Annotated in this window: 23 protein-coding genes; 7 read left to right on the plus strand and 16 right to left on the minus strand. The window is 56.4% G+C overall.

Annotation, left to right across the window (positions count from 1 at the left end; translation table 11 throughout):
• Positions 1-286: 286 nt before the first annotated feature.
• From speG to alaC, 5 genes are all read right to left on the minus strand, one after another.
• Positions 287-844: a spermidine N1-acetyltransferase gene (speG, locus tag CA948_RS09620; protein ID WP_009461630.1), complete on the minus strand. Its 558-nt coding sequence runs from the start codon at positions 842-844 to the stop codon at positions 287-289.
• A 40-nt stretch (positions 845-884) separates the two neighbouring features.
• Positions 885-1,064 carry a hypothetical protein gene (locus tag CA948_RS09625; RefSeq protein ID WP_094196016.1) on the minus strand — a complete coding sequence of 60 codons (180 nt, stop codon included), beginning with the start codon at positions 1,062-1,064 and terminating at the stop codon, positions 885-887.
• A 94-nt stretch (positions 1,065-1,158) separates the two neighbouring features.
• Entirely contained in the window at positions 1,159-2,568 is a 1,410-nt protein-coding gene (thrC, locus tag CA948_RS09630; RefSeq protein WP_108727893.1) for a threonine synthase, read from the minus strand.
• Complete coding sequence (locus CA948_RS09635) at positions 2,568-3,866, minus strand: homoserine dehydrogenase (protein ID WP_108727894.1); 1,299 nt, start codon at positions 3,864-3,866, stop codon at positions 2,568-2,570. Before CA948_RS09635 ends, thrC begins: the two co-directional genes overlap by 1 nt.
• A complete protein-coding gene (gene alaC / locus CA948_RS09640; protein ID WP_108727895.1) occupies positions 3,863-5,050 on the minus strand; it encodes an alanine transaminase in 1,188 nt (395 codons plus the stop codon). Before alaC ends, CA948_RS09635 begins: the two co-directional genes overlap by 4 nt.
• A 166-nt stretch (positions 5,051-5,216) precedes the next feature.
• Here alaC and CA948_RS09645 point away from each other — a divergent pair, with 166 nt between their 5' ends.
• The 5 genes from CA948_RS09645 to CA948_RS09665 all read left to right on the plus strand — a co-directional run bounded on the left by CA948_RS09645 (position 5,217) and on the right by CA948_RS09665 (position 9,975).
• Positions 5,217-5,660, plus strand: a complete 444-nt coding sequence (locus CA948_RS09645; RefSeq protein ID WP_108727896.1) for an Mth938-like domain-containing protein — start codon at positions 5,217-5,219, stop codon at positions 5,658-5,660.
• Complete coding sequence (locus CA948_RS09650; RefSeq protein WP_108727897.1) at positions 5,657-6,124, plus strand: peroxiredoxin; 468 nt, start codon at positions 5,657-5,659, stop codon at positions 6,122-6,124. The genes CA948_RS09645 and CA948_RS09650 overlap by 4 nt, the downstream gene beginning before the upstream one ends.
• A gap of 52 nt (positions 6,125-6,176) precedes the next feature.
• Complete coding sequence (locus CA948_RS09655) at positions 6,177-7,901, plus strand: PhoH family protein (protein ID WP_108727898.1); 1,725 nt, start codon at positions 6,177-6,179, stop codon at positions 7,899-7,901.
• 116 nt (positions 7,902-8,017) lie between these two features.
• Positions 8,018-9,010, plus strand: a complete 993-nt coding sequence (gene pdxA / locus CA948_RS09660; RefSeq protein WP_108727899.1) for a 4-hydroxythreonine-4-phosphate dehydrogenase PdxA — start codon at positions 8,018-8,020, stop codon at positions 9,008-9,010.
• Positions 9,007-9,975: a bile acid:sodium symporter family protein gene (locus CA948_RS09665; RefSeq protein WP_108727900.1), complete on the plus strand. Its 969-nt coding sequence runs from the start codon at positions 9,007-9,009 to the stop codon at positions 9,973-9,975. The genes pdxA and CA948_RS09665 overlap by 4 nt, the downstream gene beginning before the upstream one ends.
• 304 nt (positions 9,976-10,279) lie before the next feature.
• Here the strand turns inward: CA948_RS09665 and CA948_RS09670 are convergent, their stop codons facing one another.
• The 11 genes from CA948_RS09670 to CA948_RS09720 form a co-directional block, all read right to left on the minus strand.
• The gene (locus tag CA948_RS09670; protein ID WP_094196007.1) at positions 10,280-11,650 is read right to left on the minus strand and encodes a replicative DNA helicase; all 1,371 of its coding nucleotides are present in this window, start codon (positions 11,648-11,650) and stop codon (positions 10,280-10,282) included.
• A gap of 270 nt (positions 11,651-11,920) precedes the next feature.
• The gene (gene rplI, locus CA948_RS09675) at positions 11,921-12,376 is read right to left on the minus strand and encodes a 50S ribosomal protein L9 (RefSeq protein ID WP_094196006.1); all 456 of its coding nucleotides are present in this window, start codon (positions 12,374-12,376) and stop codon (positions 11,921-11,923) included.
• 18 nt (positions 12,377-12,394) lie between these two features.
• Complete coding sequence (gene rpsR / locus CA948_RS09680; RefSeq protein WP_003802444.1) at positions 12,395-12,667, minus strand: 30S ribosomal protein S18; 273 nt, start codon at positions 12,665-12,667, stop codon at positions 12,395-12,397.
• A gap of 89 nt (positions 12,668-12,756) precedes the next feature.
• Complete coding sequence (gene priB / locus CA948_RS09685) at positions 12,757-13,074, minus strand: primosomal replication protein N (protein ID WP_094196005.1); 318 nt, start codon at positions 13,072-13,074, stop codon at positions 12,757-12,759.
• 13 nt (positions 13,075-13,087) lie between these two features.
• A complete protein-coding gene (gene rpsF / locus CA948_RS09690) occupies positions 13,088-13,486 on the minus strand; it encodes a 30S ribosomal protein S6 (RefSeq protein ID WP_003802446.1) in 399 nt (132 codons plus the stop codon).
• Positions 13,487-13,629: 143 nt separating this feature from the next.
• A complete protein-coding gene (gene folE2, locus CA948_RS09695) occupies positions 13,630-14,433 on the minus strand; it encodes a GTP cyclohydrolase FolE2 (protein ID WP_094198287.1) in 804 nt (267 codons plus the stop codon).
• 149 nt (positions 14,434-14,582) lie between these two features.
• Positions 14,583-16,448: a 1-deoxy-D-xylulose-5-phosphate synthase gene (gene dxs, locus CA948_RS09700; RefSeq protein WP_094196004.1), complete on the minus strand. Its 1,866-nt coding sequence runs from the start codon at positions 16,446-16,448 to the stop codon at positions 14,583-14,585.
• 113 nt (positions 16,449-16,561) lie between these two features.
• Entirely contained in the window at positions 16,562-17,470 is a 909-nt protein-coding gene (locus CA948_RS09705) for a polyprenyl synthetase family protein (RefSeq protein ID WP_108727901.1), read from the minus strand.
• Position 17,471: 1 nt separating this feature from the next.
• Entirely contained in the window at positions 17,472-17,738 is a 267-nt protein-coding gene (locus CA948_RS09710) for an exodeoxyribonuclease VII small subunit (protein ID WP_094196002.1), read from the minus strand.
• Positions 17,739-17,932: 194 nt separating this feature from the next.
• Positions 17,933-18,784 (minus strand): sulfurtransferase, encoded by an 852-nt coding sequence (locus tag CA948_RS09715; protein ID WP_108727902.1) that lies wholly within the window; start codon positions 18,782-18,784, stop codon positions 17,933-17,935.
• A complete protein-coding gene (locus tag CA948_RS09720) occupies positions 18,777-19,685 on the minus strand; it encodes a DMT family transporter (RefSeq protein ID WP_108727903.1) in 909 nt (302 codons plus the stop codon). The genes CA948_RS09715 and CA948_RS09720 overlap by 8 nt, the downstream gene beginning before the upstream one ends.
• Positions 19,686-19,930: 245 nt before the next feature.
• Here CA948_RS09720 and htpX point away from each other — a divergent pair, with 245 nt between their 5' ends.
• On the plus strand, positions 19,931-20,812 hold the full coding sequence (gene htpX / locus CA948_RS09725; RefSeq protein ID WP_094195999.1) for a protease HtpX: 882 nt from the start codon (positions 19,931-19,933) through the stop codon (positions 20,810-20,812).
• 243 nt (positions 20,813-21,055) lie between these two features.
• Positions 21,056-22,720: a Na/Pi cotransporter family protein gene (locus CA948_RS09730; protein WP_094195998.1), complete on the plus strand. Its 1,665-nt coding sequence runs from the start codon at positions 21,056-21,058 to the stop codon at positions 22,718-22,720.
• The last annotated feature ends 101 nt before the right edge of the window (positions 22,721-22,821 follow it).

The following is a 22,821-nucleotide window of genomic DNA, read 5'->3' on the forward strand; positions in this document are numbered from 1 at the left end:
AAGAATGTGCCGAGTATCCGTCTTTCCTGCTACCCGTTTGTCCAGCTTTTGCTCTAGCTCCGACCTGACTCTGCTTGGCGTAGCCTGGCCTGGCTTGAACCTTAGGCTCGGCTTTGGCAGCTACTCTGACTATTACGGCATCCGCCCTTTGCAAAGCGATCCTGCACGAACCGGCAAACGCTCACTTCGCATCAAGGCAATCAAACAGAGTCATGACAAGAAACCCGGCCATCGACGAAGACCACGCTTAAGACACCCTTAAAACAAGCGCTACTGAGGCAAAACACTATTGCGCCGACGGTGTCAGCAAAGTCTGCGCGGGCTTATGAGCAGCCAGAAACTCCGATTGAAACAGGCACATGCGCACCACATCCCGATATTGACCGTTGATGAAGAACTCATGCTTGAGTTCGCCTTCCACCTGGAAACCAAACTTCTGATAGATATGGATAGCCTTGTGGTTTTCCTTGTCCACAATCAGCACGATTTTGTACAGATTCAGCACCCCAAAGCCGTACTCGATAGCCAGCTTAGTCGCCCGCGAGGCAATTCCCTTACCCTGAAACTCCGGTGCAATAATGATCTGAAACTCTGCGCGGCGGTGTACATAATCAATTTCCACCAGTTCCACCACTCCCGATGGCTGCCCTTCCCACTCCACCACAAAACGGCGCTCACGCTGATCGTGAATGTGCTCATCGTACAGAGCTGCCAGCTCGCCATAGGTTTCGTAAGGTTCTTCAAACCAGTAGCGCATCACACTGGCGTTATTGTCCAGCAAGTGCACAAAGCGCAAATCCTCACGCTCCAGAGGGCGTAATTTAACGTGGGTCGTTTTACTCATGGTTTTTCTATCCTTTCTCTATGTTCGATAGACGAGCCGCCTATCTGCCTATACCAAAGGCCATAGACATCATGCCCGCATATTCCGTGTTTTTGATGAAGGCCTGATAGAAAAAGTTCAGTTGGCTGCCAAGCCACAGCCCTGCCAGTCTTGTTGCTGCATAACCGGCCAAAAACGCGAAAACCCCGATTTCTGCTTTCCTGCCGAGCAAACTGAACATCAGTCAGGCCAGCAGGAAGATCAAAATCGGGGTTTGAAACGACGACCTAGCCGCTATGGCTGCGCCAGCAAAGAACCAGCGCAGGTAGCTGGCATCAGGTGGGGGCGTGTTCCTCGATGTAGCGACGTACTTGAGCGACATCGGCATCCATCACGACCACTTTTTGCGGCAAATCTGCCAGACCACGCAAGTGCTCAGGCACTGGCGCAGGCTGACCAATCGCTTCTTCAATCGTCTCGGAGAACTTGGCAGGCAGCGCGGTTTCCAGCACCAGCATGGGGATGCCTTCTTCGCGGAAGTTCTGAGCCACCTTGACGGCGTCCGCCGTGTGCGGGTCGATCAGAGTCTGGTACTGCTGATTCACCTGGGCAATCGTGTTCAGACGATCCTGGTGCGAACTGGCACCGGCCACAAAGCCGAACTCTTCCTGGAAGCGTGGCAGATGCTCGCTCAGATCGAACTGGCCTTCTTTGGCCAATTGTTCCCACAATGCCTTGACCTTGCTGCCATCACGGCCCAGCAGATCAAACACAAAGCGCTCAAAGTTGGAGGCGCGGGAAATGTCCATGGACGGGCTGGACGTAGCGTAAGTTTGCTCGGAACCACGCGGGCGATAAATGCCCGTGCGGAAGAACTCTTCCAGCACGTTGTTTTCGTTGGTGGCCAGAACCAGCTTGGCGATAGGCAGCCCCATCTGACGAGCAATGTGACCCGACAGAATATTGCCGAAGTTACCCGAAGGAACGGCAAACGACACCTTTTGACCAGCCTGGTTCGTGCTGCGCAGCCAGCCCCAGAAGTAGTACACCACCTGAGCGGAAATACGGGCCCAGTTAATGGAGTTCACGGCACCCAGATGCCATTTGGACTTGAACTCCAGATCACCAGCCAAGGCTTTGACGATATCCTGGCAATCATCGAACACACCTTTCACCGACAGGTTGTGGATGTTGTCGTCTTGCAAGGAGTACATCTGAGCGCGTTGGAAAGCACTCATGCGACCGTAAGGCGAGAGCATGAACACGCTGACGCCACGCTTGCCGCGCAAGGCGTATTCTGCCGCCGAACCTGTGTCGCCAGACGTGGCGCCCACAATGTTCAGGGTGCTGTTGCGTTGTGTCAGTACGTACTCGAACACTTGGCCCAGAAACTGCATGGCCATGTCTTTAAAAGCCAGGGTTGGACCTTGGGACAAGCCCAACAAAGAGAAACCAGGCTCCAGGTCCTTGACCGGTACAACCTGCTCGCTGTCGAACACGCCGGGTGCGTAAGCACGTGCCGTCAAGGCGGACAGTTCGTCCGCCGGAATATCGGTGACAAACAAGCCCAGCACTTTGGCGGCCAGTTCGGGGTAGCTCAGTGCGCGCCAGGATTCCAGCGTTTCTGCACTGACTTGAGGGTAGCTTTCTGGCATGGCCAAGCCACCATCCGGAGCCAAGCCTTCCAGCAAGATGTCCGAAAATGGCTGGGCTTTCATGCCGCCACGGGTGGATACGTAATTCATTACAGATTCTCCACGCGCAAACGGGTCACGGCGGACTGTACAAAAGGCAGATTCTGAATCTGGCTGATAGCGCCATTGATGGCACCTTCACGCGCTTCGTGCGTCAGGAAGATGATATCGGCCTGTTCGCCAGCCGGTTCCTGGAACATGGAACCGATCGAGATCGAGGCTTGCGCCAGAATACGAGCCACATCCGCCAAAACACCAGGACGATCGTCCACACGCAAACGCAGGTAGTACGAGGACACCACTTCATCCATAGGCAGGATGGGGGTATCGGACATGGCGTTGTGCTGGAAGGCCAGATAGGGCACGCGGTGTTCGGGTTCTGCGGTTTGCAGACGGGTCACGTCTACCAGATCGGCCACCACCGCCGACGCGGTTGGCAAGGCACCGGCACCAGCGCCGTAGTACACAGTCTGACCCACAGCATCGCCATGCACCAGCACCGCGTTCATGGCACCTTGCACATTGGCCAGCATGCTTTGCAGCGGAACCAGTGTGGGGTGTACGCGCAGCTCAATACCTTCTTCGCGGGCACGGGTAATTCCCAGCAGCTTGATGTTATAGCCCAGGCGTTGTGCGTGTTGCAGGTCTTCCAGTGCCAGGCTGGTAATGCCTTCCACGTAGGCCTTGCTAAATTGCACTGGAATACCAAAGGCCAAGGAGGCCAGCAGGCTCAGTTTGTGCGCCGCATCCACACCTTCAATGTCGAAAGTAGGATCAGCTTCGGCGTAACCCAGACGCTGGGCATCGGCCAGGGCTTCAGCAAAGCTGACGCCACGGTTGCGCATTTCGGACAGGATGTAGTTGGTGGTGCCGTTGATAATACCAGCGAGCCACTGAATACGGTTGGCCGTCAGGCCTTCGCGAATCGCCTTGATGATGGGAATACCGCCAGCCACCGCAGCTTCAAACGCCACCATGACACTACGCTCGTGAGCCGCAGCAAAAATCTCGTTGCCATGCTTGGCCAACAGCGCCTTGTTAGCGGTGACCACGTGCTTGCCCTGAGCAATGGCTTCCATGACCCATTCGCGTGCCAAGGTGTCGCCCCCCACCAGCTCGACCACAATATCGATCTCGGGGTTGCGCACCACGTCCATGCCGTCTGTGGTCAGGGTTACGTCGTCCCCCACCAGCGCACGTGCCTTTTCCAGGTCACGCACAGCAATAGCGACCACCTCAATACGGCGACCAGCGCGGCGAGCGATTTCATCTGCATTGCGTTTCAATACGTTCCAGGTGCCGCTGCCAACCACACCCAAACCCAGCAAACCTACTTTGATAGGACTCATTGAACAAATCCGTCCTTACGGAACATTTCTTTGATGCCGCGTACCGCCTGACGGGTACGTTGCTCGTTTTCGATCAGCGCAAAGCGCACATAGTTGTCGCCATACTCACCAAAGCCGATGCCGGGGGATACGGCTACTTTGGCATCGCTCAGTAAGCGCTTGGCAAACTCCAGCGAACCGATGTCCTTGTAGAACTCGGGAATCTTGGCCCAGATATACATTGATGCCTTGGGGACATCGACCATCCAGCCTGCTTCATGCAGGCCCTTGGCCAATACGTCGCGACGGCGGCGGTATTGCTCCACCACCTCCTTGACACAATCTTGTGGCCCTTCCAGCGCCGCAATGGCGGCCACCTGAATCGGTGTGAAGGTGCCGTAGTCGTGATAGCTCTTGATACGTGCCAGAGCATTGACCAGTGACGCATTGCCCACCATGAAGCCAATACGCCAGCCAGCCATATTGTAGCTTTTGCTCATGGTAAAAAACTCGACCGCTACATCGCGCGCGCCTTTCACTTGCATGATGGAGGGGGCCACGTAGCCGTCAAAGGTAATGTCGGCATAGGCCAGATCATGTACCACCAGAATATTGTGCTCGCGTGCCAGCGCCACAATACGCTCAAAAAAGGACAGTTCCACGCACTGGGCTGTCGGATTGCTGGGAAAACCCAGAATCATCATTTTGGGCTTGGGAATGGACTCCCGCACGGCTTTTTCGATTTCCTCGAAAAAATCCACGCCGGGGATCATGGGCACCGAACGAATATTGGCACCGGCAATAACGGCACCATAGATATGAATGGGGTAACTGGGATTGGGCACCAGCACAGTGTCGCCCTTGTCCAGCGTTGCCAGCATCAAGTGGGCCAGGCCTTCTTTGGAACCGATGGTAACGATCGCTTCACTATCCGGATCCAAGTGCACATTGTAGCGGCGCTCGTACCAATTGGTCACGGCGCGGCGCAGACGCGGGATGCCTTTGGAGACAGAATATCCATGAGTGTCAGGGCGGGTAGCCGCCTCGACCAGCTTTTCCACGATGTGCGCCGGTGTCGCTCCGTCTGGGTTCCCCATGGACATATCAATAATGTCCTCGCCACGACGGCGGGCGGCCATTTTCAGCTCGCCAGTAATATTGAACACGTAAGGCGGCAAACGCTCGATGCGCGGAAAGCGAATCATGGTATTCCTTAATGAGAAAAAGCGAAGACCCAGACCAAAAGGTAAAAGTGAATCAAAGAGTTTAATCCATGATTGACTTACTGAGAATCACTGCAAACAGATCAGGTGCCGCATCGACGCTGACGCTTTGCGCTATCATCGAAGCTGAAAACCGGAGAGACTCATCGTGCAACTGCAACGCGAACACAATCCAGCCATGAATGCCATCACCGCCTACGGAGAGGGCTACGTGGCGATCAACTTTCAAAACCACGATCATTCCATCTTCTTTAGCCCTGAAGGTCCGGTTCAGGACCTGGCCATTCAAAGCGCATCCGAGCTGACAGCCGTGCTGCTGCGCCGGATTGCGGGACTGGAATCGGTCCAGCAAGACCCTATGGCCTTTCTGGACGACGCCCCGCCAGCGCGCCCTGACAATGCCCCCGAATTGATTTTGATTGGCACTGGCCAGCGCCAGCACTTTTTGCACCCCGCTGTCACGCAGGAAATGCTGCAGTGGGGCATAGGTGTGGAAATCATGGATACCCAGGCCGCTGCCAGAACCTACAATATCCTCATGGCTGAAGGCCGCAAAGTTGTTGCGGCCTTACTGATACAGGAAAAAGCATGACTGCCGTACAAATTGGTGCCCCTATCCCCGACTTTTCCGTGCCCTCCACCCAGGGCGAGTTCAGCGCGGCTGACCTGAAAGGTAAAATGACAGTGTTGTACTTTTACCCCAAAGACAACACGCCAGGCTGCACCACCGAGTCCCAAGATTTCCGCGACGCTCTGCCCGAGTTCCAGGCGGCGGGCGCGCAAATTATTGGCGCCTCGCGCGACTCGCTCAGCTCGCACGAACGTTTTATCGACAAACAAGCCCTGACGTTTCCTTTGCTTGCCGACACCGACGAGCGCTTGTGCGAACTGTTTGGGGTCATGAAAATGAAAAACATGTACGGTAAACAGGTACGTGGCATCGAGCGCAGCACCTTTTTGATCGACGCCCAAGGTGTGTTGATTCAAGAATGGCGTGGCATCAAAGTGCCCGGCCACGTCCAAGCTGTATTACAGGCTGTCCAGCAAGCCGCCTGAAACCTTACCGTGCCGGCCTGCGGGTCGGCACACAACCAGGAGTACGTGTTATATGCCGCTACCAACGTTGCCCACCAAGCTGGGAACCCTGCTTAGCGAAAAAGATGACAGTGTCATCCTTGCCGATCCACCCGTACCACTAGACGAACCCGAATCTCCTCCTGCCAGCCCCAACGCTCCAGCCCGCAAAGCCGCTGTTGAGCCACGCGCAAAAAAGACGGCGCCTGCCAAAACAGCGCCGGCAGCCCCGGCGGCCAAAACAGCTCCCGCCAGCGCCGCCAAGCCAGCTCCCAGCAAAAGTGCCGCCGCCAGTCCGGTCCAGCAGCCCAAGCCCACGACCAACACGTCGGGCAAACGCACTCGTCTGGCCCCTACTCAGCGCAAACTGTTTGTGCTGGATACCAACGTTTTGCTGCACGACTCCAATTCGCTGTTCAAGTTTGAAGAGCACGACATCTTCTTGCCCATGATGGTGCTCGAAGAGCTGGATCACCAGAAAAAAGGCCTGTCAGAAGTGGCTCGCAATGCGCGCCAGGTTAGCCGATCCCTGGAAGGTCTGGTGGGCGATCATGGTCTGGACAAACCCATTAATCTAGATGGCATCGGCAATACCGAAGCGCTGGGCGCCGTTACCTTCCAGACCAGTGCCCTGGATACCAGCCTGCCCATCCAACTGCCGCTGGGCAAGGCTGACAACGCGATTTTGGCCGTGGTCAATGCCCTGACCCAAAGCATGCCCAAGCGCGAAGTGGTCCTGGTGTCCAAAGACATCAATATGCGCCTGAAAGCCAAGGCCCTGGGCCTGCTGGCCGAAGACTACCGCCACGATCACGTGCTGGATGACTCCGACTTGCTGTATGACGGTGTCATGCCCTTGCCGGACAACTTCTGGACCAAACACGGCAAGAACATGGAGTCCTGGCAACAGGGTGGCACCACCTTCTACCGCATCAGCGGGCCGCTATGCAGCCAGTTCATGGTCAACCAGTTCGTGTTTACCGAAGGCGATGATCCCTTGTATGCCCAGGTACGTGAGACCGCCGGCAATACTGCAGTACTGGCGACCTTGCGCGACTACAGCCACGGCAAAAACAATGTCTGGGGTATTACTGCTCGCAACCGCGAACAGAACTTTGCCCTGAACCTGTTGATGAACCCGGATTTTGATTTCATCTCCCTGCTCGGTCATGCCGGTACGGGTAAAACGCTGTTGGCCCTGGCCAGTGCGTTGACCCAGACCCTGGAGACCAAGCGCTACAACGAAATCATCATTACCCGTGCCACGGTGCCCGTGGGTGATGACATCGGTTTTCTGCCTGGTACTGAAGAAGAGAAAATGCAGCCCTGGATGGGGGCCCTGGAAGACAACCTGGAAGTCCTGCACCTGGGCACCGGCAAGTCCTCCGGCAACCTGAGCAATCCCCAAGGCACTGAGGCTCCGCGCAACTCCACCATGGAACTGGTGCGCTCCAAGATCAAGGTCAAATCCCTGAGCTTCATGCGTGGCCGTACCTTCATGAACAAGTTCCTGATCATCGACGAGGCGCAGAACCTGACACCCAAGCAGATGAAAACACTGGTGACGCGGGCCGGCCCTGGAACTAAAATCGTCTGCCTGGGCAATATTGCCCAGATCGACACGCCCTACCTGACCGAGGGCAGTTCGGGACTGACCTACGTAGTAGACCGATTCAAAGGCTGGCCGCATGCAGGCCACATTACCTTGCAACGTGGTGAGCGCTCCCGTCTGGCCGATTACGCCAGCGACGCACTCTAAACCGAATCTCTACTCACTCAAACCGGGTCTTGAACCCGGTTTTTTTTTACCGCCAGGCTACACCACGATCAACAAGCCGATCGAAGACGCAGCATGGGGGATTTTTAATGACTGTTATGAAACGTACCGCACAGCCCATCGGGCTTACCATGGGCGATGCCGCTGGCATAGGCCCGGAAATTATCGCCCGTCTGATGGTTGAAGGTTTGCCTCACCCGGCCGTCGTGTATGGCGATCCGGGTGCAATGCGCCGTGCCTTGACTCTGATTGGTGCTGCCCAGGACTGGCGGGTCGAGGAAGTAAAGCAGCCCATTTGCACGCCCAAAGGGGTCATTGCCGTACTGAATCGCTGGCAAGCCCTGCCCGAAGATCTGCCCTATGGCGAAGTTCACGCCCTGGCTGGACGTGGTGCCTACGAATACCTGTGCCACGCCATTGATGATGCCCAGGCTGGCCTGATCCGTGCCATCGTCACCGCCCCGCTGAATAAGCTGGCCATGCAAAAAGGCGGTATCGATGCCCCCGGCCATACCGAGATTCTGGCCGAGCGCAGCCACACCGAGCACTACGCCATGATGCTGGCCAACGAGCACTTGCGCTCCATTCTGGTCACCATTCATGAACCGCTGGCACGCGTCCCCTCCCTGATTACGAAAGCGCGCGTGCTGCAAACCATACGGCTGGCACAACTGGCCTGCACCCAGGCCGGAATCGCCAAACCCCGTGTGGCGGTGGCCGGTTTAAACCCCCATGCCGGTGAAGGCGGCAAATTTGGCCTGGAAGATAAAGAACAGATCAGCCCGGCTATTGAACAAGCCCGCGCCGAAGGCATCCAGGCCAGCGGCCCCTGGCCCGGCGATACGATTTTCATGCGAGCACGTCAGGGGGAGTTCGATATTGTGGTGGCCCAATACCATGACCAAGGTCTGATCCCCATCAAGCTGCTGGGTCTGGACGAAGGCGTGAACGTAACCGTCGGCCTGCCCTTTATCCGCACCAGTGTGGACCATGGCACGGCATACGACATTGCCGGACAGGGCAAGGCTGATGCCTCCTCCCTGGGCTATGCCTACCGTATGGCGCTTTCCATGAGCGCTCACCAAGCATGATCAAGCGTTTACCGATTGACCCGTTTTTGCTGAAACTGTTTGCCACGGTTGCGCTTGCCAGTCTGCTGCCCGCCCAAGGCTGGGGCGTGCCTTTGTTTCAACACATCACACAGATTGCGATTGCCCTGCTGTTCTTTCTGCATGGTGCCCGCCTATCACGCGAGGCTATCTGGGGTGGCTTGTCCCACTGGCGTTTGCACCTGCTGATTCTGTCCGTCACCTTTGTGCTCTTCCCTATTCTGGGTAGTGGCGTGGCCGCCGTACTGCGTCCCTGGCTGACAGACAATCTGTACCTGGGAGTTCTGTTTCTGGCTTGTCTGCCCAGCACCGTGCAGTCTGCGGTAGCCCTGACAGCAATGGCACGTGGCAACGTACCGGTTTCAATTTGCAGTGCCTCTGCTTCTACCTTGCTGGGCGTATTCATCACTCCCCTGCTGGTCGGCATCATGTTGGCCGGTGCGACCAGCGCCCAGGCAACGGTGTCGCTGGAGGCGGTGGGGAAGATCATGCTGCAACTGTTTTTCCCCTTTGTCTTCGGGCATCTGCTGCGTCCCTTGATAGGGGCCTGGGTGATGAAACGTCAGCAACTGCTGAAAGTCGTGGATCAGGGATCCATCCTGCTGGTGGTGTATACGGCCTTTTCAGGCGCGGTGGTGGGCGGTCTATGGTCCTCCACCCCGCTCAGTGCCCTAGGGCTGATTGTACTGTCCAACGCCGTTCTGCTGACCTTGGCGCAAGTGCTGGCCTGGAACCTGGGGCGCTGGCTGGGCTTTTCCTTTGAGGACCGAGTCAGCCTGCTGATGTGCGGCTCCAATAAAAGCCTGAGCAGCGGCATCCCGATTGCCAATGTCATTTTCCCCAGTGCTATGGTCGGGCCCATCATCTTGCCGATCATGCTGTTTCACCAGTGGCAACTACTGGTGTGCGCGTGGCTGGCGAAAAGACTAGCTGCCCGCAGCGATTAAAAAGGCATTGAGGCTGTTTAAACAGCCTCAATGCCTATCTATGCCCATCAATCGCCAAACCTCCAGCGCGCCGGCTTCTCCCCTGCTTGCAGGCTGTGGACAACAAAACTCAGATCCACCCTTCCAAAGCCAGAACAAGCCCACTCCCAGCCGAGCCGGTGGCGTTTGCTGCTGATGGTCTGCCTCTGGTCCGGTAAAACATAACAAAGGGGAGGCAAATGCCTCCCCTTAATTCTTCTGCGGTAGCCCGCTCCCGATGCCTAGCAACACTCACCAGCGAGTAGGCATCGCATACCAATCTTTACTACGTCGGCATGTAATCCAAAAAGCGCGTACTGGCGCCAGCAAAGGTCAGACGAACCGAACCAATAGGACCGTTACGCTGCTTACCAATAATGATTTCTGCCGTGCCCTTGTCGGGTGAGTCAGGGTTGTAGACCTCGTCACGGTAAATAAACAAGATCAAGTCCGCATCCTGCTCAATAGCACCCGACTCCCGCAAGTCACTCATCACAGGACGCTTGTTGGGCCGTTGTTCCAGACTTCGGTTCAACTGCGACAAGGCAATCAAGGGACAGTTCAGCTCTTTAGCCAAGCCTTTCAAGGAACGACTGATTTCAGAAATTTCCGTTGCCCGGTTTTCGCCACCGCTTGAGGACATCAGCTGCAAATAATCGATGATGATCAAGCCAAGCTGGCCACACTGCCGCGCCAATCGTCGAGCCCGCGCCCGCACTTCCATGGAGGACAGACCGGGCGTTTCATCAATGTAAATCTGGGCTTCCTGCACCTGCTGCACCGCGTGCGTCAAGCGCGGCCAATCATCGGCAGTCAGCTTGCCGGTACGCATGCGGTGCTGGTCCAGCAAACCGACCGAGCCCACCATACGCATAGCCAACTGCACCGCGCCCATTTCCATGGAAAACACGGCCACCGGCAAACCCTGGGCAATGGCTACGTGTTCACCAATGTTCATGGAGAACGAGGTTTTACCCATGGAAGGACGACCCGCCACAATCACCAGGTCACCGGCTTGCAGGCCCGAGGTCATCTTGTCCAGATCCACAAAACCCGTAGGCACCCCGGTCACTTCCGAGTCGCCTTCACGATGGTAGAGCTCGTCAATACGCTCTACCACTTGGCTGAGCAAAGGCTGGATTTCCAGAAAACCCTGAGAGCCGCGCGCCCCTTCCTGAGCGATCTGAAACACGCGGGTTTCCGCTTCATCCAGAATCTGGCGGGCTTCCTTGCCCTGAGGGTTAAACGCAGCTGAGGAAATATCGTCAGCTACTGTGACCAGCTTGCGCAGCGTGGAGCGCTCGCGCACGATTTCGGCGTAGCGACGAATGTTGGCAGCCGATGGCGTGTTGTGGGCCAGGGCATTCAGATACGCCAGGCCGCCCACCTCTTCCTGCTTGCCCGCAACCGACAGGGACTCGAACACCGTGACCACGTCGGCAGGACGAGCCAGACCAATCAAACGGGTAATGTGTTGCCAGATCAGCTTGTGATCAAAACGATAAAAGTCCTCGTCGGTGACAATGTCGGCCACTCGGTCAAACGCGGCATTATCGAGCAACAAGCCACCGAGCACCGACTGCTCCGCCTCAATGGAATGAGGCGGGACCCTCAGGTAATCCAATGTTGAATCGGATTTGGCTGACTTGCTTTCCATGCATATACCTTCAAATCAAGGAAAAAAATCGACGCCGCAGCCAACAGGATCTGTTGTGCGGTCTTAAACGTGTATCTGGGGGCAGAACAGTCAGGCTCAACAGCGTAGTGGGCTGACAAGACCGAAGACGAGGACACAGCCACGCGGCAGGCGTGCTGGCGCTACTCGGACTGAACGAAGAGAAAACAAAAAAGCCGGCTTGCACCGGCTTTTTCTTAGCTTGGCAGATACACCCCATGAAGGAATGTACCATGCGTCAACGCACTAGTCTTAGGCTACGTCGCCTTGAACCACAACGTTGATTTCAGCAGTCACGTCAGGGTGCAGAGCAACCTGAACGGAGTACTCGCCAACGGCTTTCAGGTGGCCGTCGGGCAGACGAACCTGAGTCTTGACCAGGTCGGCAAAGCCCGCATTTTGCAATGCATTGGCGATGTCCATGGTGGTCACGGAACCGAACAGACGACCGTCCACGCCGGCTTTTTGAACCAGGGTGAAAGTTTGGCCGTTCAGCTTTTCGTTTTGAGCCTGAGCAGCGGCCAGCTTTTCAGCTTGCAGCTTCTCCAGTTCGGCACGACGTGCTTCGAACTCTTGCAGAGCAGCAGCCGTAGCACGGCGGGCAACTTTGCGTGGCAGCAGGAAATTACGGGCGTAACCATCACGTACGCGCACAACGTCACCCAGATTACCCAGGTTGGCGACTTTTTCGAGCAAAATAACTTGCATGACTAAGGTTCCTCTGGATTATTTGTGGTTGTCGGTGTACGGCAACAGAGCCAGGAAACGAGCGCGCTTGACAGCGGTGTCCAGCTGACGCTGGTAGTGGGCTTTGGTGCCCGTCAAACGTGCAGGGATGATCTTGCCATTTTCCTGGATGAAATCACGCAAGGTGTCCAGATCTTTGTAATCAATTTCTTCAACGCCAGCGACGGTGAAGCGGCAGAACTTGCGGCGTTTGAACAGTGGGTTCTGTTGTGCAAATTTGCGTTTTTTGTCTTTGCCTCTACGGAAAGCCATTTTGTGCCTCGTTAGTAACCGGGCTATACCCGGAAGAATTCAGTGTGAAGCGAGGTGTTGAACACTTCGCGACGATCGAGCCAGACCAGTCAAACCGTAACAGAGCCTTGTCCCGGAAAGTGGCGCTGGTAGTGCTGTATATGCAGCACCAGACGCGTCGAGCCTTTACGGGCGGGGGCAATAAAACCTTGTAGTTGCAAACGGGCTCCCAAAGGAGTGTCTGCCAGACCCAATGCATTATTTCCCAGAGCCACTGCCTGCATCGTCAAAGCGATTTGCCGGGAGTGACCGGCTTCCATTACGGAAGATTCGTGTTCCAGAACCAACTCCAGAGCTGGGACACCCGCCGGCGTATAACGCAAGGGCTTGATGTCGATAAGCTGACCGGCAAGAGAGAACTGGTTCACGCAGTCGGAGCTATTACTCTTCAGCTTGAGCTTCAGCGTCAGCGGCTGCAGGAGCGCTGGCTTCAGTACTTGCTTTACGTGCTTCTTCGCGTTCGACAGACTTCATCATGACCGAAGCGCCTTCAGGGGCTTTCTTCGTGCCAGCGACGAGGTAACGCAAGATAGCGTCGTTGTAGCGGAAGGAATGCTCCAGTTCGTCCAAGGTGGACTGACCGCATTCGATGTTCAGGCACACGTAGTGAGCCTTGACCAGTTTCTGGATTGGGTAAGCCAGTTGACGGCGGCCCCAGTCTTCCAGACGATGAATAGCACCGCCTTCGGAAGTAACAATCGCCGAATAGCGCTCGATCATGGCGGGCACTTGCTCGCTTTGATCGGGATGCACAATGAACACTACTTCGTAGTGACGCATGGAACAACTCCTTGTGGATATCGCCTACTACCTACTGCAAACACAGTCAGGCACCAAGCGCGACAGCCCGCCCATTCAATCCGGGTCGAGCAAGAAACCATAGATACTAGCACCAAGAAAGGCTGGCTGACAAGCCAAAAGCCTTAACCCTGCACGCTTGCGTAGGCAGAGTGATTATGAATCGACTCAAAATTCTCGGCTTCGATGCTATAACGCAACACTCCGGGCAGGCTACGCACACTGACGGCCACATCACGCACCAGGTCTTCGACAAACTTAGGATTGTCGTAAGCGTATTCGGTGACGTATTTTTCGTCAGTGCGCTTGAGCAAGCCCCACAGCTGACAGGACGCCTGTTCTTCAACCGACTTGATCAGCGTAGGCAAATCCAGCGCAGCCGGATCCGCAAACACGGCCTGCACAGTGACGTGCGAGCGTTGATTATGGGCACCGTACTCTGAAATTGCCTTGGAGCACGGGCACAGGCTGGTGACGGGAACCAGCACAGATAATTCAAATTCGGGCTGGGCATCCACACCGACGCGCGCCGTCCAGCTAACGGTGTAGTCCATCAGGCTGGCTACCCCCGATACGGGCGCCACTTTTTCCAGAAACACGGGGAAGGTGGCCGTCATGTCACCACGCCCGGCACCGAGCAAGGGCAACATGGTCTGGGCCATCTGCACAAAACCGGCAGGCGTCATGGCTTGACGACGATACTCTTCCAGCAAAGCCACAAAGCGCGACATATGGGTGCCTTTTTCTTCGGGCGGCAAGGCCACCGTCAACTCCCATTGCGCCACGGTGGGCACGGCCTGCCCCTGCAGGTCCAGCATCATCGGATGCCGCACCCCGCGCACACCCACGCGCTGAATCGCAACACGGCGTGTATCCATGCTGCTTTGCACATCTGGCATGGCCAAAGGCGATTCCGACACTGTATTCATATCCATCAGGTTCAGCCACGACAAAGCCGCAACCGCAAATAAAAACAATAATGAATTATTATCTTACGCTTATAGCAAGCGAGCTTCGATAACCTTAGCAAGAACACGCATATTGGGGTATTTAACACCTCAAATACGTCGCAATTGCCTTACACCTCAAACAAACTTGAGAAACGCTCACGGATCGAACGCTCGATGCCTGCGGCATCCAGACCCAGATCCTGAGCTATTTTCTTCTGATCACCGTGATCAATGAACTCGTCAGGGTAGCCCAGTTGCAGCACGGGCATCACCAGCGCATCACGGCTGACAAACTCCAGTACCGCGCTGCCTGCGCCACCCATCAAACAGCCTTCTTCCACCGTCACAAAAGCCTGATGGCTTTGTGCCAGCTCTTGCAGCAAGGCTTCGTCCATGGGTTTCACAAAACGCATATCCACCACGGTAGCGTCCAGAACCTCGGCCGCTTTCAGGGCCTCGTGCAACACGGGTCCGAAAGCCAAAATGGCCAGATTCTTGCCTTGGCGACGCAAATTGGCCTTGCCCAGCGGCACAGTGTTCAGCGCCTGGTCTACTTCAGCACCGATACCTGCTCCACGAGGATAGCGCACCGAGCTGGGGCCTGGATGCTGGTAGCAACAGGTCAGCAACAAGCGGGTTTCGTTCTCGTCCGACGGGGCGGCGACCACCATGTTTGGAATGCAGCGCAAAAAGGCGATGTCGTAATTACCGGCGTGCGTTGCCCCGTCTGCGCCCACAATACCGGCACGGTCCAACGCAAACGTAACATCCAGATTCTGCAAAGCCACGTCGTGAATCAGTTGATCGTAGCCACGCTGCAAGAAAGTGGAGTAAATCGCCACAACAGGCTTTTGTCCTTCACAGGCCAAGCCACCCGCAAACGTGACGGCGTGCTGTTCGGCGATACCCACATCAAAATAACGACGGGGAAACTGCTGCTCGAACTCCACCATGCCACTGCCTTCACGCATGGCAGGGGTAATACCGTATAGGCGCTGGTCCTGCTTGGCCATATCGCACAACCACTGGCCAAAGATCTGCGTAAACGTCGGGCGCGGCTTGGTCGTTGGCTTAACCAAACCCACCGAGGGATCGAACTTGCCAGGGCCGTGGTAGAGCACCGGGTCTGCCTCGGCCAGCTTGTAACCCTGCCCTTTACGGGTCACCACATGCAGGAACTGCAAACCACCCAGATCACGCAGATTGCTCAAGGTAGAGACCAGCGCGTCCAGATCATGGCCGTCAATCGGGCCTACGTAATTAAAGCCCAGCTCTTCAAATAGCGTGGCCGGAGACAAAATCCCCTTGGCATGGCCTTCAAACTTGCGCGCCAGATCCAGAACGGGCGGCACATGCTGCAAAACAGCACGGCCCACATTCTTGGCAGCGGCGTAAAAGCGGCCCGACATCAGGCGAGCCAGATAATGGTTCAGGGCACCTACCGGCGGGGAGATCGACATGTCATTGTCGTTCAGCACCACCAGCACATTCACATCGGGGGTGACACCGGCATTGTTCAGGGCTTCAAAGGCCATGCCAGCGGTCATCGCGCCATCGCCGATCACGGCAATGTGCTGACGCTCAATCCCGGCATTGCGCGAGGCCACGGCCATACCCAATACCGCGGAAATCGAGGTCGAGGAATGTGCGGTGCCAAAGTCGTCGTACTCGGACTCGGAACGCTTGGGGAAACCGGAGATGCCATCTTGCTGACGCAAGCTTCCCATCTGATCGCGCCGGCCAGTCAGAATCTTGTGCGGATAGGACTGATGACCCACATCCCACACGATACGGTCGTGGGGCGTCTCGAACACATAGTGCAAGGCGGTGGTCAATTCAACCGTGCCCAGATTGGACGACAAATGCCCACCGGTTTTGGATACGGACTGCAGAACAAACTCGCGCAGTTGTCGTGCCAGCTCGGGAAGATCACGTTGATCAAGCTGGCGCAAGTCGGCGGGAGACTGAATCTGCTCTAGGGAAACGGTTGTCATACTAAAGACGTCTATCCGGGCAAATAAGTGAAACGACTGTCCAAAGACAATCGCCAATCGGCTATTGTAAAACGCTTCGCGGCCTGTGCCAAAGTAGCACAGGCCCACGTCGCTTAATGATTGCGGCCCACGATATAGTCAGCCAGTTGCATCAGGCGCGCAGCGGCAGGCCCCAAGGGACGCAAAGCCAACTGAGCCTGCTCATTCAGGGCACCGAGCAACTCGCGCGATCCGTCCATACCCAGGATGGAGACATAGGTAGGCTTGTTATCGGCCGCATCTTTACCGGCTGTCTTGCCCAGCGTGGCGGTATCGGCTGTCACATCCAGAATATCGTCCACGACCTGGAAAGCCAGACCGACGGCCTGGGCATACTCTTCCAAACCATTACGCACAGTGGATGAGGCACCCGCCACAATACCACCCAACAACACGCTGGCCTGCAACATGGCGCCGGTTTTCATGCTGTGCATTTCTTGCAGTTGATCGCGGTCCAGGGCAATGCCCACGCTTTCACAATCAATCGCCTGACCACCAGCCATGCCGGCACTGCCCGCAGCCTGAGCCAATTGGGTAATGGCTTGCACGATCAAGGCAGGGGCAATCGGCATTTGCGCCAACAGCTCGAAGGCCAAGGGCTGTAAGGCATCGCCTGCCAGCATGGCGCAGGCTTCATCAAACTGGACATGGGTAGTTGGGCGACCACGACGCAATTTATCGTCGTCCATGCAAGGCAAATCATCATGAACCAGCGAGTAGGCGTGAATCAACTCCACCGCCGCCGCAGCCAGCTCCAATGCTTTCAGTTGGGCAGCCGCCATAGGCTTGCCTTGCAGGGCGGCCTCGCCTGCGGCATAGACCAAGGCAGCACGCACACGCTTGCCACCACCCAGCACACTATAGCGCATGGCTTCGTGCAAACGAGCAGGTTCCTGGCTGACAGGGGGCAAGGACTGATCCAGTACGGTCTCAGTTTGCTCAACCCGCGCCTGCAGCCAATCAGAAAAACTGGTAGAACTCATCTTAACTATCTCCAACAGCCTCATCCCCCGACAAGGGACGCAGCAGATTGCCCTGCAATACACTGACCTGTTCCTGGGCAAGGTCTAGTTTGCGCTGACACAATTGGGCTAACTCCACACCCTGCTCGTAAGCCTGCAAAGCCTGCTCCAGCGGCAGCGCCCCGCTTTCCATGCGAGCGACCAGCGCTTCCAATTGCGCCAGAGCGGACTCAAAATCCTGCTGGTCTGGCGCCTGGGCACTTTGATTATCATCGCGAGATTTAACCATAACTATTCCTGATCAATGAGGGCCGTCCGGACTACCTGAGGCCACAATTGGATGTGGCATTGTACGGGAGCCTGTGGCTTGCCGCCCTCCCACGAGGACGCTTTTTACCGGGGGCGCCGAGCCTTGGAGTCACCTGACAGTAAAAAAGCCGCTTTGGGGCGGCTTTCTCAGCACCAGAAGTCTCTTGCCTTTGACTAGCTGCGCGCAACAGGCCGGCTGGCGTCACTGACCCATTCACTCCAGGAGCCTGGATAAATACTGGAGCCGGACAGCCCCGCCAATTCCATGGCAAAAAGATTGTGACAAGCCGTAATACCCGAACCACACTGATGGACCACCATCTCTGCCGAAATCGTCCCCAGCAAGTCCTGATACTCCTGACGTAGCTGCTCAGCCGGCTTGAAGCGCCCTTGTTCATCCAGATTATTAAGGTGCGAACGGTTCAACGCGTCGGGGATATGACCCGCGACCGGGTCCATCGGTTCCACATCTCCGCGATATCGTTCGGCAGCGCGCGCATCCAGCACAGTGAAAATAGGTTTGGACAGGTTCTTCAGTACCTGATCCGTTTGCACGGTAGGCATGGCCGCCTGTTCAGGGATGCTCAATTCAGCCGCTGCCGGGGCGGGCCTAGCCGGGCCGCTTTCTTGGGCTCCGCCCAGTTGTTGCCAGGCCTGCCAGCCACCATCCAGAATGGCGACCTGGGGATGCCCCAACCAACGCAGCATCCACCACATATGGCTGGCAAACAAGGAACCCTGGGCATCGTAGACCACAACCTGCATGCCGTCACGCAAGCCGCTTTGCTGCAAAAGCTGGGCCAGCACCTGACGACTGGGCAAAGGATGACGGCCATTCAGCCCCGTCTTGGGTGCAGCCAGATCAACCTCGTGATCCAGAAACACCGCACCCGGAATATGCCCCTGCTCATAAGCGCGTCGTCCTGCTTGATGGTCGATCAAGTCATGGCGTACATCCAGAATCAAGCACTCTGAGTTATTCAGATTGGCCTGGACTTGTTCTGCGCTAATCAGAAATTCAAACACGTTCTGCCTCCTTGACGGGAGCCCGCTCGGCTGCCGCGGCCTGACCTCGCAAGATACGATCCTCGCTGTAGGTACGCCAGGCTGACAACAGGCCAGACCCGATAATCAATGCCATACCTGCCCAGGCTACCCCGTCAGGCACATCCCCCCAGAAAGCGATACCAATCAGGGCGGCGAAAATAATGGTGGTGTATTGCAAGGCTGCGGTCAACAAGGCCGAACCCAGTCCAAAAGCACGCGTCATGGTCAGTTGCCCAAACAAACCAGACAAGCCTACGCCCAACAGGGACAGCCAGGCGCGCCAGCTCAGTTCGCGCCAACCTTCCCACAAAAGGCCAACCAGACTGGAGCATACGACAAAACAGGAAAACAGCAGCACGGTGCGCCATTCAGGCTCACCTGAACGTCCTAGAGCACGTACCTGCATCATGGCCACCGCGCTCAAAGCGCCGGCGCATAGGCCCAGCATGGCAGCCCACCATTGATCGGGCGTAATACTGGGACGCAGCACACCGATCACACCCATAAAACCCAAGAGCACCGCAATCAGACGCACAGGGTCGCGCTGGGTGCCACCCCAGGCCAGCATCCAGAAAGCAATAAATAAGGGAGCGGTGTAATTCAGGCTGACGGCCGTGGACAAGGGCAGATTTGCCAGGGCCAGAAAACCCAACCACATGGAACTGACCCCGGAAACGTTACGCCGGATATGCAGCTTCCAACTTTGAGGGGCCAGCCGCAAACCACGGCTCTTGGCCCAGAACACTAACAGCAGGACCGAGGGCACACCCCGGAACAAAACGATTTGTGCCATCGACGCCCCAGCATCGGCGGACACTTTGACACAGGCCCCCATAATGGCAAACATGGCGCAGGCTACCAGCATCCACAATGACTGCATGTGATCAGACCAAATCAGTAATAAGGGAAAGCCATTACTATACTCTCCGCCTTGCAAAAGTGGCTCGGTAACCCCATATCCAGACCAGTTAGACCACAGCTTGAAAGACAGCTCAAGAAACTATCTTGATCAAAAGCTGACTAAAGGCTGAATCTTTTATTATCACGCCTGGAATCAAGGCTAAAATTCGGGCCGATCGTCTTTCCACGGTCACGATTTCTTTTGTCATACCGGAATCCGCATTCATGAAACGAATTGTCCTTTTTTTAATAACCAACTTGGCCGTCATGCTGGTGCTCAGCGCCTCCATGAATATTTTGGGTGTGGGACGTTACCTGAACGCGCAAGGTCTGGATCTGACTCAATTGCTGATTTTCTCGGCCTTGGTCGGTTTCACCGGCGCCATCATTTCCTTGCTGATGAGCAAGTGGATGGCCAAGCAAAGCGTGAACGCGCGTGTCATTGATCCCAACGCCCCCGCCAACGCGGAAGAAGCGTGGCTGGTCGATACCGTGCACCAACTGGCGGACCGCGCCGGTATTGGCCGCCCAGAAGTGGCTATTTACGACGGCGAGCCCAACGCGTTTGCCACTGGCGCCTTCAAGAACGATGCTCTGGTCGCCGTGTCCACAGGCTTGTTGCGCGGCATGACCGAAGAAGAAGTCATGGCGGTGCTCGGTCATGAGGTTGCCCACATTGCCAACGGCGACATGGTCACCCTGACCTTGATCCAGGGCGTGGTGAATACCTTTGTGATCTTCCTGGCCCGTCTGGCCGGCTACTTTGTGGACCGCGTGCTGTTGCGCAACGATCGCGACGTGGGCATGGGTTACTACGCCTCGGTTTTTGTGTTTGAGCTGATTTTTGGCGTGCTGGCCTCCATCATCGTGGCCTGGTTCTCCCGTCAGCGTGAATACCGCGCCGATGCCGGTTCCGCCCAGTTGCTGGGTTCGCGCCAGCCCATGATCCATGCTCTGGCCCGTCTGGGTGGCATGGCTCCTGGTGAGCTGCCCAAGAACTTTGAGGCCTCCGGTATTTCGGGTGGTCGTTCGATCAGCGCGATCTTTGCATCCCACCCTCCTATCGCGGCACGTATCCAGGCTTTGCAAAACGCCCAATCGGTCTAAGCACACCGGCAGCCTGAACGGCACAACCCAACAAAACGCCTCAAAAGCCTGTGTGCTTTTGGGGCGGTTTTATTTCTTAGTGCAAACTGCCTCCTTGCCATGCATAGCTCCCCTGAAAATATCAGACCAACCAGAGTCGGCCTGCCCCTACAGTCCAAGCGCGGCATAAGCCCCAAGACCTGAGTGTGCTCCCCTGAATTCTGAGACTCACGCTTGTAAGATGCGCTGGGCTATTATTTAGCCATGAAAGAAATCTTCGCACTTCTCGATTTCGGGGGATATATCGCTTTGCTCCTGTGGGGTATCCACATGGTGCAAAGCGGTGTGCAACGCGCCTTCGGTGCCGAACTGGGCATCTGGATGGGTCACGCATTGGGTCGCCCCCGTCGCGCCTTTTTTGCGGGTGCGGCCATTACCGCCGCCATTCAAAGCAGTACCGCCACCGGTCTGATGATTACCAGCTTTGCCGCCACCGGCATGGTTGCCCTGGTTCCGGCCCTGGCCGCCATGTTGGGCGCCAATGTGGGCACGACGCTGATCGTGCAACTGCTGTCCTTCAAGATGACCGCGCTGGCTCCTGCCCTGATTCTTCTGGGTGTTTGGTTGTTCCGCTCGCAAGAGCCTGGACGCCGACGCGACCTGGGCCGCGTCTTTATTGGCCTAGGCCTTTTGCTGCTGTCCTTGCATGAGTTAGTGGGCCTGTTCTCGCCCATTCAGGACGCCCCCCTGCTGCAAACCATTCTGGAAGCTCTGGCAGGCAGTCCCATGACGGGTATGTTGCTGGCGGCACTGCTGACCTGGGCCGCGCACTCCAGTGTGGCTATTGTGGTGCTGATCATCTCGCTGGCCAGCCATCAGCATATGGACCCGCAGCTAACCTACGCGCTGGTGCTGGGTGCTAACGTGGGTACCGCCATCAATCCGATTCTGGAAGGGGCTGGCAGCACGAAAGACCCAGCCAACAAACGTGTGCCCATAGGCAACTTAGGCACACGTGTGTTTGGCTGTCTGATTGGCATGATTGTGTTGCCCTGGATTCCGGATTTGATGAGCTGGTTCACCGATGAACCCGCCCGTGCCGTGGCCAACTTCCACACCTTCTTCAATCTGGCCGTGGCGGCCTTGTTCCTGCCTTTGCTCAAACCCTATTCGCGCCTGCTGAGCCGTTATCTGCCCCGTCGCACCGACCCGGATGATCCTGGCCTGCCTTTGTATCTGGACCAATCTGCCCAGGAAGTCCCTGCGGTGGCCCTGGGCAATGCGGCGCGGGAAGCACTGCGCCTGTCTGATATGTTGCAAGAGATCCTGGACACGGCCCGCCAGAACATGCTGAGCAATAGTGCCCAAAGCATTAACCATGCGCGCTATATCAGCAATGCCGTCAACCGTCTGGAGCCATTGATCACTACATATCTGGCCAGCATGGATCAGGAAAACCTGAACAAGAAAGATACGCGTCGCCTGAACGATATTCTGACTTTTTCCACCAATATCTCGCACGCCGCCACCATCAGCGTCAATGGCTTGCTCAGCCATACGGCCAAGCTGCGCAAACAGGGCTGGATACTGCAAACGGAAGAGCAAGCCGAGATCGGCAAGGTCATGGACAGGCTAATTCGCAACCAACGTCAGGCCGCAGCTCTGTTTGTAGCCGAGGACGTCAAAACGGCCCGCTTCCTGGCGTTTGAAAAAGACTTTTTCCGCGAACTGGAAGTTGCAGCTGCGGACCGTCATCTTCGCCAGATCAAGGCCGGTCAGTTGGACGTTGCCGAGCAAGGCTCCTTGTATCTGGAGATCTTGCGTGACGTGCGCACCATTAACTCCTATCTGGTCAGCGCGGCAGCCTATCCGATTCTAGCCAAGCACGACGAGCTGCTTCCCAACCGGGTACGCTCCAACGAGGACTAGATACATCATCAAAGCGTGCCACACCCGGCCCGCGAAACTCCAGCGACTCGAAAACAAGCAAGGCGACCATCAGGTCGCCTTGCTGTTGAGTCTATCAAAAG

Origin of the sequence: Alcaligenes aquatilis (assembly GCF_003076515.1) — a bacterium.
Taxonomy (GTDB): domain Bacteria; phylum Pseudomonadota; class Gammaproteobacteria; order Burkholderiales; family Burkholderiaceae_B; genus Alcaligenes; species Alcaligenes aquatilis.